Genomic DNA, 15708 nt, shown 5'->3' with positions numbered 1-15708 from the left:
TGCTCCTCGTGGTCCGGGGAAAAACCATTCGATTCGAAGTGCGGTGCCTGACTACCGTTCTCGCGTGGCAACGAAACTCAATCAGATCATCGCAGTCGAGAAAGGCGTCAAGTCCAAGGCACACCAGGACCTGACGGCGGCCCATCACGGGCTTCAGAAGCCGGCGCTCCTGGCCGGGATCTCGCGTACCTACCAGCCGAAGGACGAGGAGGGCGAGCAGCTGCCGCCCGAGTCGACGCGGGTCCAGGTGAGGGCCGAGCACGTGCTGCGGGACACCGCGAAGACGCTCACCCGGCTGTTCGATGTGACTGCCACCAAGGACTGGGCGAACTGCGAGGCGCGGGCCGATGTCACGGTCGACGGACGGGCCGTCCTGAGCCAGGTGCCGGTCGCGTACCTGCTCTTCCTGGAGAAGCAGCTCGTCGACCTCAACGCCTTCGTGCGCAAACTGCCCGTGCTCGACGCCTCCGAGGCGTGGACGCAGGACCCGTCGACGGATGACTGGAAGACGGAGCCGGTGCGGACGCTGCGCACCAAGAAAGTGCCGCGCAACCACGTGAAGGCCGAGGCGACCGAGAAGCACCCGGCGCAGGTCGAGGTCTACTACGAGGACGTGCCCGTCGGGTACTGGACGACCGTGAAGTTCTCCGGCGCGCTGCCCGCGCGCAGGGTGAACGAACTGCTCGAGCGGATCGAGAGGCTCCAGCAGGCCGTCAAGTTCGCCCGCGAGGAGGCGAACGCGGCGGAGGTCGACGACCAGCGGGCGGGTGACCCCGTGTTCAGCTACCTCTTCGGCTGATCCAGCGGCACATTCAAGACTCCCCGGGCGCCGCAGAGCCGGCGGCCGGGGTGCGCGAGGAGCGCAAAGCTGAAGCTGAAGCTTGTCGTGACGGTGCGGTCCGCACAGCACACGCGGACCGCCATCAATCTCAGACTCCTGCTCCAGACTCAGTATGCGCCGCTCATCGCCGCATCGATCGGACCCGGGCCCCAGGCCCCGAATTGCCGGTTCGAATCCGGCCCGCCCAGCTCGATGGGCGGTAGTCCAAAGGCAGGACGCAGGGCATTGACACTGACCCGGGTCCTCAAGCGAGTCGGCGTGTGATGTGAGCGGCATTCATGGGGTCCGGGGGCCGGCTACGCCCTCGGACCCGCTCCATGCCCGGCCCAGCGAGACGCCCCGCCCCGCGAAGAAGTTCTCGAACGTCGCCGACGGCAGTTCCGCGCAACGGGTTTCGGGGCTGATCCCCGACGGGTTGTGGAAGTGGAGGCGGTCGCCTTCGCGGGCCGTGAGCAGGACCAGGTGTCCGCCCCGGCCGGGCGCGGGCCGCCGGGGGCGGCGGATCCCGTAGTGGACCGAGGCCATGACCGTACGGCCCTGATCGAGCAGCCCGGCGATCTCGTCGACCGTCAGGGTGCGGTGGACGGTCGCGTCCAGGCCGAGTTCCTCGCGGGCGTACTCGGCGAACGGTGCGTAGATCAGGCCGTGGATGCCGCCCTCCGTGTCCACCGTGTACGCGCCGTACTTGAGCGCTCCGTCGCGCAGGTCGAAGAGGCTGGGCGCGTCCGGGCCGAGGGCCATGCGCAGGCACGTCATGCCGCACAGATGGCCGCACCACAGAGCGTAGTCCTCCGCCGTGGCCGCGCCCGAGGTCTCCCATGCGGGGTCGTCGGCGCGGTCGTGGCCGCCCTCCACGATCGCCTCGACGAGTTCGGGCGAGGCGAACTGCGTCAGGCTCGGCAGGGCGCAGGTGGTGCAGAACGTCACTGGCGGTACCCACTCAGGAAGCGGCCGATCCGGCTGATCGCGGCGTCGAGATCGTCAGCGTACGGGAGGGTGAGGATGCGGAAGTGGTCCGGGCGCGGCCAGTTGAAGCCGGTTCCCTGGACGACCTGGATCTTCTCGCGCAGCAGCAGGTCGAGGACGAACTTCTCGTCGTCGACGATGGGGTGGACCTTGGGGTCGATGCGCGGGAACGCGTACAGGGCGCCCTTGGGCTTCACGCAGGAGACGCCCGGGATCTCGTTGAGCTTCTCCCAGGCCTTGTCGCGCTGTTCGAGGAGCCGGCCGCCCGGCGCGGTCAGTTCGCGGATGGACTGGCGGCCGCCGAGCGCGGCCTGGATGGCGTACTGGGCGGGGGCGTTGGCGCACAGCCTCATGGAGGCGAGCATTGTCAGGCCCTCCAGGTAGTCGCGGGCGTGCTGCTGCGGTCCCGTGACGACCAGCCACCCGGAACGGAAACCCGCGACGCGGTATGTCTTGGAGAGGCCGCAGAAGGTGAGGACGACCAGGTCGGGGGCGAGGGCGGCGGCGCTGTGGTGGACCGCGTCGTCGTACAGGATCTGGTCGTAGATCTCGTCGGCGAGCACCATCAGGCCGTGCCGGCGGGCGAGGTCGAGGATGCCCTCGACGATCTCCTTCGGGTAGACCGCGCCCGTGGGGTTGTTGGGGTTGATGATGACGACGGCCTTGGTGCGGTCGGTGATCTTCGCGGCCATGTCGTCGAGGTCGGGGTACCAGTCGGCCGACTCGTCGCACACGTAGTGCACGGCCTTTCCGCCGGAGAGCGTGGTGACGGCCGTCCACAGCGGGAAGTCCGGTGCGGGGATGAGGACTTCGTCGCCGTCCTCCAGGAGTGCCTGTACGGCCATGGTGACCAGCTCGGACACGCCGTTGCCGAGGAACACGTCGTCGACGCCCACGTCGAGGCCGATTGCCTGGTAGCGCTGGGCGACGGCGCGGCGGGCGGACAGGACGCCCCGTGAGTCGGTGTATCCGTGGGCCTGGGGGAGCATCCGGATCATGTCCTGGACGATCTCCTCGGGCGCTTCGAAGCCGAAGAGCGCGGGGTTGCCGGTGTTGAGGCGCAGGACGCTGTGGCCCGCCTCCTCAAGGGCGTTGGCGTGCTCGATCACCGGGCCGCGGATCTCGTAACAGACCTCGCTGAGCTTGCTCGACTGCCGGAACTCCATGTGGTGCCCTCCCGGACTGCCCGTGACGTGTGTGACTTGGTTTTACCAAGTGACTGCTTGGAAAGTCCAACAAGTTGCATAGACTGCGAGCCATGCCACGCCGAAGCTACGACCAGTACTGCGCCGCCGCCCGCGCCCTCGACGCCGTCGGGGACCGCTGGACGCTCCTGATCGTCCGTGAACTCCTCGCGGGGCCGCGCCGCTACACCGATCTGCACGCCGACCTGCCCGGCGTCAGCACGGACGTCCTCGCCTCGCGCCTGAAGGACATGGAGCGCGAGGGCGTCGCGGAGCGCCGCAGGCTGCCCGCGCCGGCCTCGGCATACGTCTATGAACTGACCCCGCGCGGGCGGCAGTTGCTGCCGGTGCTCCAGGCGCTCGGGGAGTGGGGTGCACCCGCTCTGGACGAGCGCGGGCCGACGGACGCGGTGCGCGCGCACTGGTTCGCCCTGCCTCTGCTGAGCCATCTGGAGCGGCTGGGTGGCGAGGGTGTGGTGGAAGTGCGCCTCGACGAGGGGGAGTTCCATGTGCGGGTCGGCGGCGCGGGCGCGGACGGGCCTGTCTACGGTGAGGGGCCCGTCGCGGGTGAGCCCGAGGCGCGGCTCGTCCTGGGGACGGAGACCTGCGTCGCCGTGGTGCGGGGCGAGCTGACGCTGGAGGAGGCGGCCCGCGCCGGCCATGTCGCCGTGTCCGGGGACGGCGCCCTGGCGAAGGCGCTGCGGGTGGCGTGAGGCGGGGGCCGACACGCCCATGGCACCCGGCACTTGGTGTGCGCGGGCGCCATGGGCGGGGGTGTCACATGCCCGGCGGTACCCGGGACGGGCGGCCCGTGCCGCGCGTCAGGGCGTAGCCGCCGATACCGGCGAGCGCCGCCAGGATGCCGCCCGCCGCCGTCCAGACCCAGCGGTCCGACCACCAGCCGGAGGACCAGCCGTCCTCGGGCTCACCCGTCGCGAGGGCCTGGCTCGCCGACGAGCCGTTCTTCTCGTCGGAGGCGTCGGCAGAGGCGTCGTCGGAGGCGTCGTCGGAGGCGGCAGCGGCCTCCTGCGTCGTCGAGCCCGGCACGAGGGGGGCGGCGAGCGAGCCGTCCACCGCCGAGGAGCCGCCGACCTCCTTGGAGGTCACCTCGACCTCGGTCGAGACGGGCAGCCCCTGGTCCGAGGGTGTCATCACGGCCGCCGTGAGCCGGACGTAGTACGTGCCGGGCAGCGGGTCGTTCGCCCACTGCTCCGACCAGGCCCGCACCGTACGCAGCGTGCAGGACAGCCCGACCGACGTCGCGTCCTGCGCCGCCGCCCTCGACTGCGTCCCGTACATGCAGGACTGACGGCGTCTCAGCCCGTCGTACACGTCGATCCGCCACGTCGCGCCCGAGGGGCGCGCGGCCGAGTCCGGCAGCTTCACCGTCGCCTTGACCGTGGGCCGTTGCCCGGCGTCCGCCGGGAACGACCAGTACAGGTAGTCGCCCGTGGAGGCGTCCGCGGTGGCCCGCAGGCCCTGCTGCACCTCCTGCGCGGTACGGAACGACGTGCCCGCCTCGGTGGGGGCCCTGTCGTCACCGGAGGAGCCGGAGTCGCCGGAGCCGGCGAACGCCGTACCCGCCCCGAGCAGTGCGGTCAGCGCGCACGCGCCGAGGAGTCCGGCCGTCGTCGACAGCTTGGTCGTACGCATCAGTTGGTCCTCCAGACCGCGACCCGCCAGCGCGAGATCCAGCCCCACAGCACACCCGCGGCGAAGCCGGTGACCACCAGGGCGCCGAGCAGCCACCAGCCGCGGCCCAGGCCGAACGCGGCCACGTCGGACGCGGCGCTCGGCGCGTCCACGACGTCGACGGTCAGTTCGACCGGGAGGCCCGGCGTCGTCTTGACCGACGCGGGGGCCGAGTAGGAATTCGACACCTGGAGGCACACGGTCTCGGTCGCCGCCTCGTCGTCGTCCTGCTCGGGCTTCGGGTAGCGCAGACCTGTCGAGATCACGTCCGTACGCCCGTCGCCCGCCTCCGAGCCCCGGACGATCTCACGCCCGTGCTCGGTGACGGCGCGCAGCAGCACGCCGTAGTCCTTGTCGACGGCGCGGTCCGCGGCGACGCTGACAGAGGCGCGCAGCTCCTGTCCGGGGGCGACGGCCACGCGGTAGAAGCGGTGCTCGCCGAACGTCTCGCGGTCCGTGTACAGGCCGGGCTTGACCTCCGGCGCGCCGGTGCACTCCTTGGCGCCCTCGACGGCCACGGGGTTGACCACGGGGTCGGCCGCCCGGTCCACCAACTGGCCCACGCGGTCGGTGAGTTCGTCGGTGTGCCGCACGGAGGTGTAGGTGCCGCCGGTGGCCTCGGCGATGCAGCTGAGCTGGTCACGCGTCTTGGCGTCCGGGACCAGGCCGAGCGTGTCGATGGTGAGGTTGATGCCCTTGGCCGCGATGTCGCGCGCGACCTCGCACGGGTCGAGCGGCTGGCAGGTGTCCTCGCCGTCGCTGATGAGGACGATGCGGCGCGATCCGTCGCTGCCGGCGTCGATGTTCAGGTCGTCGGCCGCCTTCAGGAGCGCGGGACCGATCGGCGTCCAGCCGGTCGGCGAGAGGGTGGCGACGGCGGTCTTCGCCTCGGTGCGGTCGAGCGGGCCGACCGGGTAGAGCCGCGCGGTGTCCTTGCAGCCCACCTTCCGGTCCTCGCCGCGGTAGTTGGCGCCCAGCGTGCGGATGCCGAGCTCGACCTCCTTCGGCGTCGCGTCGAGCACCTCGTTGAACGCCTGCTTGGCGGCGGCCATGCGACTTCCGCCGTCGATGTCGCGAGCCCGCATGGAACCGCTCACGTCGAGCACGAGCTCGACCTTCGGGGCGGCCGTGGGCTGCCCGTCGGGGTTGTCCGCCGCAGAGGCGCCGACGGGCGTCAGCCCCATGGTCAGGGCGGCGAACAGGACACAGGTTCCCGCCGCCAGCCGTTTTCTTATGATCATCGCCGGATCCTATGGATCAACGTACGCACACAACAAAACGAGTGCTCAGCGGGGATGCGGGCCGGTGCCGGAATCCAGCTGTTTCCCGCCGAACACACCGGTTCCGTCCGCCTGTGCCCACCATGCCTCGAGCCCGGCCTGGTCCAACTTCCGCCAGTCCGGGGTCTCCTGAACGAGCGCCCGGCCCAGGCTCCGCCCGAGCCCGACCAGCGCCCCGCCGGCCGCCGTGCGGGAGCCGTCGTACGCGGCGAGCGCCTCGTCCCAGGAGGACGCGGCGCGGAACGCCGATTCGAGAGCGGCGCCGTCCTGGAGAGCTTTCACCGCGCCCGCCCCCGTGTGCGGACGCGCGACCGTCGCCGCGTCCCCGGTCAGCATGAACCGGCCCGTCGCGTACCGCGGGGCCGTGAAGTCGTACATGGGCTGGAGCGAGAGCTCGTCCGGGGCGGTGAGGTGGACCAGGTCGCCCCAGTACGGCGGAAGCAACTCCTCGGCCACGTGGGCGAGGTGGGAGCGCAGCGCGTCGGTGAGGGTGCCGGGCGGCAGGCTCGTCGGCAGGTCGACGCGCAGCGCCGCGTCGACGCCCGGCGGGGGAGCCGTGTAGAGAACCCAGTTCACGCGCCGACCGCCGGCCGGGCCGCCGTCCGGGATCCGGTAGACGATGAGGTGCCCGCCGGGGAACACGACGTACGCGCAGTCCTCCTCGGCCCACAGCCCGGGCTCGGCGAGGCGCTGCGCGGGGAACGCGCCCCGCCACGCCAGGTATCCCGCGTACCGGGGCTGTACGTCGGGGAACGCGCCGGCCCTGACCGCCGAGCGATAGCCGTCCGCGCCGATGACGAGGCCGAACTCCTCGGCGCCGCCGTCCGCGCGGTGCACGCGGGCCCCGCCCGCCGTCGCCTCGACCCGTGCCACGGCCGCACCCGTCCGGAACTCGACGCCCGCCGGCACCGCCCGGCGCAGCTCGCGCCAGAGCGGCCCCCAGTTGTACGTACGGAACGGGAACGGCATGGTGGCGATCTCGCGGCCGAGCACTGTGTCCCTCGCGGACCCGCCGTCCCCGGCGCGCACGTACCAGCGACGGCGCACCAGGCCCACCCACGGCATGCCCGCGTTCATGTACCCGGCCGACTCCAGCTCGGCGTACCGTGCGTCGTGCACCGCGAGCCCCACGCCACGTTCCGCGAGGGAGCCCGCGGCCCGCTCGTACACGACGATCTCGTCCGCGCCCCCGCGATGGGCTGCGAGAGCCGCCGCGCACCCGGCGATGCTCCCGCCCACGACCGCGACCCGGCCACCGTCCACCATGCGTCCCCGTCCCCGTCCTCGGTCCCGCGCAAGGGAGATGGCGCAGGAAGATCTCCGCAGTCGGGACGACGCTACCGGCAGCCGCCGGGCGCCGCGCGGACCCGGACCCCGGACGGTGCGATCCCGGCCACCCCTCGGTCGTGGGAGCCGCCGGTTAGGCTGGCCGGTGTGCTGCGAGAAGTGACGGCTGTCCGGTATCTGACCCCCCTGCGGACCGGCGGCTCCGTGCCGGGGGTCGTCGAGGCCGACGACCTGGGGACCTATGTCGTGAAGTTCACCGGCTCCGCGCAGGGCCGCAAGGCACTCGTCGCGGAGATCGTCGTCGGTGAACTCGCGCGCCGCCTCGGCCTGCGCTTCCCCGAGCTGGTCCTCACGCACTTCGACCCCGAGGTGGCCGCCCACGAGCCGCACCAGGAGGTCCAGGACCTGCTGCGCGCGAGCGACGGGCTCAACCTCGGAATGGACTTCCTGCCGGGCGCGAAGGATTTCACGCCCGAGGTCGCCGCCGCCTTCACGGTCGACCCTCTGGAGGCCGGGAAGATCGTGTGGCTCGACGCCCTCACGGTCAATGTGGACCGCACGATCCACAGTTCCAACCTGATGATCTGGCCCACCTTCGGCATCCAGGAGCCGAAGCTGTGGCTGATCGACCACGGCGCGGCCCTGATCTTCCACCACCGCTGGGACGCGTCCGCGCCCGGCAAGGCGTACGACTTCCGCCATCACGCCCTCGGTGCCTACGGGCCCGACACGGCGGCCGCCGACGCGGAGCTGGCCCCCCTCGTCACCGAGGAGATGCTCCGCGAGATCACCGCCCTCGTCCCCGACGCGTGGCTGACCGACGAGCCGGGCTTCACCTCGCCGGACGAGGTCCGCGCGGCCTACGTCTCCTACCTCGCGGCCCGCGCCCGTACCTCCGCCGCCTGGCTGCCCACGGACTTCCCGTCGCGCGACCAGCTCGCGGCCGCCGACGCGCGCCGCGCCGCCGACACGGAGAAGGGCCGCCCGGACTGGCTCAAGCGCGTCCCCGACCTGCACGGCAAGCCGGCCGCCGAACAGGACTGGTCCGTCCACCTCGGCTGACCTCGGCCGCTCGGGAGGAATCCGTCCCGGACACGACCGAACCCCCGGCGCTGTGCGGTGCCGAGGGCTCGGGTGGTGCGGGGCAGGACTCAGCCGGCGAGCTGCTCGTACGCGGGCAGCGTCAGGAAGTCCGCGTAGTCCGCGTCCAGGGAGACCTGGAGGAGGAGGTCGTGGGCCTGCTGCCACTTGCCGGCCGCGAAGGCCTCCTCGCCGATCTCGGCCTTGATGTCGGCGAGCTCCTGGGCCGCGACCTCGCGGGCCAGGTCGGCCGTCACGGTCGTGCCGGAGTGCTCGCCGCCCTCGAAGACGACACCGGCGTTGATCCACTGCCAGATCTGCGAGCGGGAGATCTCGGCGGTGGCCGCGTCCTCCATCAGGTTGAAGATGGCGACGGCGCCGAGGCCGCGCAGCCACGCCTCGATGTAGCGGATGCCGACCTGGACGGCGTTGACCAGGCCGTCGTAGGTGGGCCGGGCGTCGAGGGAGTCGATCGCGATCAGGTCGCCGGGCGCGACGGACACGTCCTCGCGCAGGCGCTCCTTCTGGTTCGGCCTGTCGCCGAGGACCGCGTCGAAGGACGCCATCGCGATCGGGACCAGGTCGGGGTGGGCGACCCACGAGCCGTCGAAGCCGTCGCCGGCCTCGCGGTCCTTGTCGTTCTTGACCTTCTCGAACGCGACCTTGTTGACCTCGGCGTCGCGCCGCGACGGGATGAACGCCGCCATGCCGCCGATCGCGTGCGCGCCCCGCTTGTGGCAGGTGCGGACGAGGAGTTCGGTGTAGGCGCGCATGAACGGGGCCGTCATCGTGACCAGGTTGCGGTCCGGCAGGACGAACTTGGCGCCGCCGTCACGGAAGTTCTTGACGATGGAGAACAGGTAGTCCCAGCGCCCCGCGTTCAGGCCGGCGGCGTGGTCGCGGAGCTCGTAGAGGATCTCGTCCATCTCGTACGCGGCCGTGATCGTCTCGATGAGGACGGTCGCGCGGACGGTGCCCTGGGGGATCCCGACGTAGTCCTGCGCGAAGACGAAGATCTCGTTCCAGAGGCGGGCCTCCAGGTGCGACTCCGTCTTCGGGAGGTAGAAGTAGGGGCCCTTGCCGAGCTCGATCAGACGCTTGGCGTTGTGGAAGAAGTAGAGGCCGAAGTCGACGAGCGCGCCGGGAACGGGACGGCCGGCCCCGTCCGTGAGGTGGCGCTCGTCCAGATGCCAGCCGCGGGGGCGCATCACGACGGTCGCGAGCTCGTCGTCGCCCTTGAGGGAGTACGACTTGCCGGTGCGCTCGTCCGTGAAGTCGATGTTGCGCGTGTAGGCGTCGATCAGGTTGGCCTGGCCCAGGACGACATTCTCCCAGGTGGGGGCCGAGGCGTCCTCGAAGTCCGCGAGCCAGACCTTGGCGCCCGAGTTGAGGGCGTTGATGGTCATCTTGCGGTCGGTGGGACCGGTGATCTCGACGCGACGGTCGTTCAGCGCGGCCGGGGCGGGCGCGACGCGCCAGGTGGTGTCCTCGCGGATATGAGCGGTCTCCGGGAGGAAGTCGAGCGTGGAGGTGCGGGCGATCTCGGCGCGACGCTCCGCGCGGCGGGTGAGGAGCTCGTCACGCCGGGGCGTGAACAGCCGGTGCAGCTCGGCCACGAAGGCGAGGGCCGCGTCCGTGAGCACCTCTTCCTGCCTGGGCAGGGGCTCTGCGTCGACGATGGCCAGCGGGGACGGCGCTGGTGCGGACATGAGCTGTCACTTCCTTCAGCGAACGGGCGCGGGCGGCACCGAGTGCCGTGGGCGCCGGGATACGACTACGGACCCCGCGCGGGGGGACCGGCCCTTCTGAACAGTGGATACTAGTTTCCTCATTGTGGAAGTTCAATGGTTTGTTGACGTCGAGATTCTTCGGGTCGACATAACGTGGCGCTGGGTGCCAGGCTCCTCACGCCCCGTTCATGTCCCTTACTCACACTCATTCAAGGTGCTTGAGGTCGGCCTCCGTGTCGATGTCGTAGTCATCGGCCACATCGCCGCATTCCACGAGCGTCAGCTCCGACGCGTGCTCCTTCAGGTACGCGCGCGCCCCGCGGTCCCCGGCCGCGCTCGCCGCGATCCCCGGCCAGTGCTCCGCCCCGAACAGGACCGGATGCCCGCGTTCCCCGTCGTACGCGGCCGCCGCGAGCGACCCCGCCGACCGGTACGCGGCCCGGACCCGGGCCACCGCGGGCGCCCCGATGCCCGGTTGGTCCACCAGGAGTACGAGCGCGGCCGACGCCCCCGTCTCGGCGAGCGAGCCGAGGCCCGCCCGCAGTGACGACCCCATGCCCTCCTCCCATGCCGGGTTCTCCACGAGCACGCACCCCGTGAGGTCCGCCCGTGCCCGTACGTCGTCGGCGGCGGCGCCGAGCACGACGTGGACGCGCTCGCAGCCGGCCGCGCGCAGCACCGCCACCGCGTGCTCCACCAGGGGGCGCCCGCGGTGCGTCAGGAGCGCCTTCGGCCGCCCGCCGAGCCTGCGCCCGCCGCCCGCCGCGAGCAGCAGTCCCGTCACCGGAGCGTCATCCGTTGCGTGTGTCATGAAGCCTGGATACCTCACCGGGCGCCCCGCGCGCCGACCCCCGGGACACTCGTGAGGCCGGAATTCGGTCGGCACGGTGGCGGGCGCGGCAGAAAGTGGCGTTTACTGGCCGGCGACCCCGATGCGGCGAGTCCGGCCGACGCCCCGCCGGGGCCGCGGAAGGCGTACAGCGTGCGGAACGCGCACGTCTGCGGTCGCACAAAGGCGTGCGAGGGGGGAGAGCGGTGTTGCGGAGCGTGGGGCAGAAGCTGGTGGCGGTCAGCGAAGAGGATCCGCGGGTGACGGAGTTACGCACCGCGGTGTCCAGGCTGCGCCGTGAACTGGCCGGCCATCCGGCCGAGTTCCCCGACCGGGCGGTCGCCGAGGACGAACTGGCCGCCCTGGACGCGATGGCTGCCGGGGGCCTGCCCGAGATCCCGCGCCTGCGCCGCTCGCTGCTGCTCATCACGGGCGCGATCGGCTCGGTCAGCGCCCTGGCGAAGAGCCTCGGCGACGTACGGAACGCGGTGGAGCTGTTCGGCGGGCCACCCCTTCACTGACCTCGTGAGCGACGACCTCGTGAGCGAGTTGACGGCCCCTCGGCCCGGCGTCAGGCCACCCAGTGGGGCCGGCCCGGCTCGTCCCCCGTCGTGCCGAGACCGTCCGCGAGCGTCTGCGCCAGGCGGCGCACCGCCTCCCTGGCGACCTCGGGCGGCTGGGTGTACGGGAAGCGCAGCCGGTGCTCGTGCGTGCCCGGGTCGGCGCCGAAGCGGGAGCCGCCCTCGATGCGCACCCCGTGCCGCAGCGCGGCCCGGGCGAGAGCGGAGGCGACCGGGCGGCCCAGGTCGATCCAGAGCGACAGGCCTCCGGGCGGCAACTGCCAGCGCCACTCGGGAAGTTCACGGGCCAGGTCCTCGGCGAGCGCGTCCCGCTGGGCCCGCATCCGGGGCAGGCGCTCGCTCAGGATCTCGTCCATCCGGTCGAGCAGCCGCAGCGCGACGAGCTGGTCGAGCACGGAACCGGACATGTCGAACGGCACCCGTGCCGTGGCCAGTTCCGTGATGAGCCGAGACCCGGCCCGCACCCAGCCGATGCGCAGGCCGCCCCAGTGCGTCTTGCTCAACGAGCCGACGGTGACGACCTGTTCGCCCGCGCCGTGCGAGGCCAGCGAGGCGAAGGGCGCGGGCGCCGGCACGTCCAGGGCGATGTCGGCGACCGTCTCGTCCACGACCAGCCAGGTCCCCGTCGCCCGTGCCGCCTCGAGGAGCCGCACCCGCTGCTCGCGCGGCATCAGCCGCCCGGTCGGGTTGTGGAAGTCCGGGATCAGATAGGCGAGCCGGGGCGCGGTCTGGCGCAGCGCCGACTCGAACAGGTCCGTGTCCCAGCCGCCGTCCGTGACCGGCACCGGCGTGGCCCGCATCCCGCCCCTGTTCAGCGCGTCCAGGGCGTTCGGGTACGACGGGTTCTCGACCAGGACGCGGTCGCCCGCCCTCGCGAGCAGCCCCAGGGTGAGCGACACCGCCTGCTGGGCGCCCGAGGTGATGAGGATCTGCTCGGGGAGCGTCGGCAGGCCGCGCCGCGTGAACCGCTCGGCGACCGCGGCCCGCAGCTCGGGAAGCCCGTACGGGTGGTAGCCGGGCGTCGACGCGTGCCGGGGCAGCAGTGTGCTCGCGGCAGCGAGCGCGTCGGCGAGTTCCGCCTCGGGCGCGCCGGGCGCCGCGACGGCGAGGTCGATCACGTCGTCGCCCGCGGGGAAGACGGCCACGCTGGCGGGCCGCTGCCCCTCGGGCAGCTCGGTCCAGGTGCCCGCGCCGCGCCTGCTGCGGGCGTAGCCGCCCTCGCGCAGCAGGTCGTAGGCGGCGGTGACCGTGGCGCGGCTGACACCGAGTGCCGTGGCCAGCTCGCGCTCGGCGGGCAGCCGGGTGTGCAGCGGGATGCGGCCGTCGAGCAGCAGGGTGCGCACGCCCTGGGCGAGGGCGCGGTAGCCGGGCCGCTCCCCGGCGGTCACCACGAGGAGGGCGGCGAGGCGGCGGCTGCCCAGGGATCTGTTCATGCTGTCCGTGCCCGGCGTGTTCAAGGCGTGGACCACTCGATTGCCTGCCATGCCAACTCTCCGTTATTGGCCCTGCTGTCCAGGCCAATCAGCGTACAGACTCGACAGAGGTCAGGGGCTTTGGCCTGGGGAGCGGCTGAGGAGGCATGCCATGGACGGATACGGGACGGGCTGTGTCACGGACCGTTTCGAACGGGAGATGCAGCGTCGCGCGGAAGCACGCACCGTGCGCCCTGCGGGCACCTGGGTGCGCGCGCTCGTGAACAGGAAGCGGCGCAAGGGGAGCACGTCGTGAGCGGGGTCGCGGCCCGGCGCTCCGAGAACGTGGCCGGGCAGGTCGTCGTCGGGGTGAGCGGCTCGCTCGGCGGCCTCGCGGCACTGCGCGCGGCCGCCGAGCAGGCGCGCCGCTCGGGCCGGGTCCTCGTCGCCGTCCTCGCCTGGGAACCGCCCGAGGGCGAGGGCATGTACGCCCGCCGCCCCGACCGGCAGTGGGCCGAACACTGGCACGGCGAGGCCCGCACCCGCCTCGACCGCGCCTTCGCCGAAGCCCTCGGCGGGCCTCCCCGGGACGTGGACCTGGTACGCCGTGTGGTCAGGGCCAGGCCGGGCCGGGCCCTGCGCGACGCGGTGACCGGCCCGGACGACCTGCTCGTCATCGGGGTGCACGCCCGCCGCATGTGGCGTGGACGGATCCACCGCTACGTCGTCGCACACGCCGGCTGCCCGGTCCTGACCGTGCCCGCGCCGCCACTGGCACGGCACGAGCTGCGCGCGCTGCGCCGGGCGAGCGCACACGACTTCGCGGCGGCGGGTCCGGCAGGGTGAACGGGGGCAGCGCCGCACGAGCCCGTGTGAGGTGACGGCCGCTGGGCGCGGGGCGGACCTTCGGCGCGGTCGCGGGGCGCGCGCGTCGGCCGGTGCTGACGGTGCCCGTGCCACTGCGGACGCCGCGGGCTGCGGCGGTGACATCAGGATGCGCGGTGGTGGGGGTCCGGCGGGTCAGCGGCGCATCAGGCCGCGGGCGGTGGCCGCGGCGACCGCCGCCGTGCGCGAATCGACACCCAACTTGGCGTAGATGTGCACCAGATGGGACTTCACCGTCGCCTGGCTGAGGAACAGCTCCTTGCTGATCCGCTGGTTCGACAGGCCGTCCCTGACGAGCTGGAGGACCTCCAGCTCGCGGCGGCTGAGCGCCTCGGCCGGGGCCCGCATGCGGTCCATCAGGCGGTGCGCGATCGCGGGCGCGAGCGCGGACTGGCCGGAGGCCGCCGTGCGGACCGCCGCCGCGAGTTCCTCCGGCGGCGCGTCCTTCAGCAGATAGCCGGACGCGCCCGCCTCCACCGCGGCCAGGATGTCCGCGTCCGTGTCGTACGTGGTCAGGACGAGGACGTGCGGCGCACCGGGCCTCGCCGCGATGGCCGCGGTCGCCTCCGAGCCGTGCATCCCGGCGCCGAACTGGAGGTCCATGAGGACGACGTCGACCCCGCCGGCCGCGGCGAGCTCCACGGCCCGCTCCGCCGTGGCGGCCTCCGCGGCGATCTCGAAGTCGGGTTCGGCGTCGAGGACCGCGCGGAGCCCGGCGCGTACGACGGGGTGGTCGTCGGCGAGCAGGAGCCGGATGCTCATGTCGTCCCTCCCGCCGGGAGCGGCAGCGTGATCGCGACCGCCGTGCCCTGACCGGGCGCCGACTCCACCGTGAACGTGCCCCCGAGGGACTCGGCGCGTGAGCGCATCGCGGGCAGGCCGAACCCACCGTCACCGGCCGGGGCCGACATGGGGTCGAAGCCGCGGCCGTCGTCCACGATGTCGAGCGCCACGGCCGTGTCCATGAAGCTGAGGGTGATCTCGGCGCGGCGCGCGTCCGCGTGCCGCACGGTGTTCGCGAGCGCCGACTGCGCGATCCGCAGCAGCGCGACCTCGTACGGCGTCGGCAGCCCGGCCGGCGTGCCGCTCTCCGTGAAGCGGACGGTGAGCCCGGGAGCCGTCGCGCACAGGCGCTCCAGGGCCCCGGCGAGTGACCCGTTCTCCAGGTCCGGCGGCGACAGGGCCCGTACGAAACGGCGGGCCTCCGCCAGGTTGTCCTGGGCGGCCGCGCGCGCCTGTTCGATGTGCGGGGCGGCCGGGGACTGCGGTGGCAGCGCGCGCTGGGCCGCGCGCAGCAGGAGTTGGATCGAGGACAGGCCCTGCGCGAGGGTGTCGTGGATCTCGCGGGCCAGGCGCTCCCGCTCGGCGAGGGTGCCCGCCGTGCGCTCCGCGGCGGCGAGTTCGGCGCGCGTCGCGATCAGTTCCTCGATCAGGCGCCGTCTGCGCTCGCTCTCGCGGTAGAGCGTCTGGTAGCCGATGACCGTCGCCACGGCCACGGCCGCGCCGAGGAGAGGCCCTATGAAGGCCCCTGGGTTGAGCGGCTGCCCATGACGTACGTACGAGGCGATGGCCGCGCCCGCGGTGAGCGTCACGGCGGGCACGCCCCAGCGGGCGGGCAGCAGATGCAGCTGGAGGAAGTACAGCGGGAACGCGAGCCACAGGGCGTCGGGGGAGAGGGCGAGGAGCACCAGCCACACCGCGCACAGCGCCCCGAGCCACCACGCGGCTCCGGCCCGCGTGGCCCGTACGTCCGGGATCAGCGGGCCCGCGCCGTACACGACGGCCATCACGACCGCGGCGGCCACCACGGCGCCCGCCCCCGTGGAGTCGCCGGCCAGTGCCCGGCCGGCGACCAGCATGAGCAGCCCGGCCATCAGCAGATGCAGGCACAGGCGCAGGACGCGCAGAACGGGGGTCAGGGAACGTGGATCCATACCGTCT

Annotated in this window: 16 protein-coding genes; 6 read left to right on the top strand and 10 right to left on the bottom strand. The window is 72.6% G+C overall.

The window, feature by feature from the left end; all coding sequences use genetic code 11:
• Positions 1-64: 64 nt before the first annotated feature.
• The gene (locus tag ACFC96_RS02175) at positions 65-799 is read left to right on the top strand and encodes a hypothetical protein (protein ID WP_340458757.1); all 735 of its coding nucleotides are present in this window, start codon (positions 65-67) and stop codon (positions 797-799) included.
• A gap of 318 nt (positions 800-1117) precedes the next feature.
• On the opposite strand, the gene ACFC96_RS02170 is transcribed toward ACFC96_RS02175, so the two are convergent.
• A complete protein-coding gene (locus tag ACFC96_RS02170; RefSeq protein WP_376609665.1) occupies positions 1118-1768 on the bottom strand; it encodes a peptidase in 651 nt (216 codons plus the stop codon).
• Positions 1765-2973: a pyridoxal phosphate-dependent aminotransferase gene (locus ACFC96_RS02165; RefSeq protein ID WP_376609663.1), complete on the bottom strand. Its 1209-nt coding sequence runs from the start codon at positions 2971-2973 to the stop codon at positions 1765-1767. Before ACFC96_RS02165 ends, ACFC96_RS02170 begins: the two co-directional genes overlap by 4 nt.
• A gap of 92 nt (positions 2974-3065) precedes the next feature.
• On the opposite strand from ACFC96_RS02165, the gene ACFC96_RS02160 reads away from it, so the two are divergent.
• Complete coding sequence (locus ACFC96_RS02160) at positions 3066-3704, top strand: winged helix-turn-helix transcriptional regulator (RefSeq protein ID WP_376609661.1); 639 nt, start codon at positions 3066-3068, stop codon at positions 3702-3704.
• Positions 3705-3768: 64 nt separating this feature from the next.
• Here the strand turns inward: ACFC96_RS02160 and ACFC96_RS02155 are convergent, their stop codons facing one another.
• The 3 genes from ACFC96_RS02155 to ACFC96_RS02145 are packed head-to-tail and all read right to left on the bottom strand — an operon-like array spanning position 3769 to position 7229.
• Positions 3769-4644: a hypothetical protein gene (locus ACFC96_RS02155; protein WP_376609660.1), complete on the bottom strand. Its 876-nt coding sequence runs from the start codon at positions 4642-4644 to the stop codon at positions 3769-3771.
• Positions 4644-5924 carry a VWA domain-containing protein gene (locus tag ACFC96_RS02150; RefSeq protein WP_376609658.1) on the bottom strand — a complete coding sequence of 427 codons (1281 nt, stop codon included), beginning with the start codon at positions 5922-5924 and terminating at the stop codon, positions 4644-4646. The genes ACFC96_RS02155 and ACFC96_RS02150 overlap by 1 nt, the downstream gene beginning before the upstream one ends.
• 45 nt (positions 5925-5969) lie before the next feature.
• Positions 5970-7229 (bottom strand): FAD-dependent monooxygenase, encoded by a 1260-nt coding sequence (locus ACFC96_RS02145; protein WP_376609656.1) that lies wholly within the window; start codon positions 7227-7229, stop codon positions 5970-5972.
• 168 nt (positions 7230-7397) lie between these two features.
• On the opposite strand from ACFC96_RS02145, the gene ACFC96_RS02140 reads away from it, so the two are divergent.
• The gene (locus ACFC96_RS02140) at positions 7398-8312 is read left to right on the top strand and encodes a HipA family kinase (RefSeq protein WP_376251316.1); all 915 of its coding nucleotides are present in this window, start codon (positions 7398-7400) and stop codon (positions 8310-8312) included.
• 89 nt (positions 8313-8401) lie between these two features.
• Here the strand turns inward: ACFC96_RS02140 and aceB are convergent, their stop codons facing one another.
• Together aceB and ACFC96_RS02130 are read right to left on the bottom strand one after the other, a co-directional pair.
• The gene (aceB, locus tag ACFC96_RS02135; protein WP_376609654.1) at positions 8402-10039 is read right to left on the bottom strand and encodes a malate synthase A; all 1638 of its coding nucleotides are present in this window, start codon (positions 10037-10039) and stop codon (positions 8402-8404) included.
• Between the two features lie 226 nt (positions 10040-10265).
• Positions 10266-10871, bottom strand: a complete 606-nt coding sequence (locus ACFC96_RS02130) for an NTP transferase domain-containing protein (RefSeq protein ID WP_376251320.1) — start codon at positions 10869-10871, stop codon at positions 10266-10268.
• Positions 10872-11095: 224 nt separating this feature from the next.
• Between ACFC96_RS02130 and ACFC96_RS02125 the strand changes: the two genes are divergently transcribed.
• A complete protein-coding gene (locus tag ACFC96_RS02125; protein ID WP_376251321.1) occupies positions 11096-11410 on the top strand; it encodes a DUF5955 family protein in 315 nt (104 codons plus the stop codon).
• A gap of 50 nt (positions 11411-11460) precedes the next feature.
• Here ACFC96_RS02125 and ACFC96_RS02120 read toward each other — a convergent pair whose 3' ends face one another.
• Positions 11461-12954, bottom strand: a complete 1494-nt coding sequence (locus ACFC96_RS02120; protein WP_376251323.1) for a PLP-dependent aminotransferase family protein — start codon at positions 12952-12954, stop codon at positions 11461-11463.
• A gap of 100 nt (positions 12955-13054) precedes the next feature.
• Here ACFC96_RS02120 and ACFC96_RS02115 point away from each other — a divergent pair, with 100 nt between their 5' ends.
• Together ACFC96_RS02115 and ACFC96_RS02110 are read left to right on the top strand one after the other, a co-directional pair.
• On the top strand, positions 13055-13198 hold the full coding sequence (locus tag ACFC96_RS02115; RefSeq protein WP_340459906.1) for a hypothetical protein: 144 nt from the start codon (positions 13055-13057) through the stop codon (positions 13196-13198).
• Positions 13195-13728, top strand: coding sequence for a universal stress protein (locus tag ACFC96_RS02110; protein ID WP_376609652.1), 534 nt, complete (start codon positions 13195-13197; stop codon positions 13726-13728). Before ACFC96_RS02115 ends, ACFC96_RS02110 begins: the two co-directional genes overlap by 4 nt.
• 174 nt (positions 13729-13902) lie before the next feature.
• Here ACFC96_RS02110 and ACFC96_RS02105 read toward each other — a convergent pair whose 3' ends face one another.
• Complete coding sequence (locus ACFC96_RS02105) at positions 13903-14529, bottom strand: response regulator (protein WP_376609650.1); 627 nt, start codon at positions 14527-14529, stop codon at positions 13903-13905.
• Positions 14526-15701 (bottom strand): sensor histidine kinase, encoded by a 1176-nt coding sequence (locus tag ACFC96_RS02100; protein WP_376609648.1) that lies wholly within the window; start codon positions 15699-15701, stop codon positions 14526-14528. Before ACFC96_RS02100 ends, ACFC96_RS02105 begins: the two co-directional genes overlap by 4 nt.
• Between the last annotated feature and the right edge of the window lie 7 nt (positions 15702-15708).

The organism is Streptomyces sp. NPDC055955, from assembly GCF_042270245.1.
In the GTDB taxonomy this organism is placed as follows: domain Bacteria; phylum Actinomycetota; class Actinomycetes; order Streptomycetales; family Streptomycetaceae; genus Streptomyces.
This window is presented reverse-complemented; position numbering and strand designations above follow the sequence as displayed.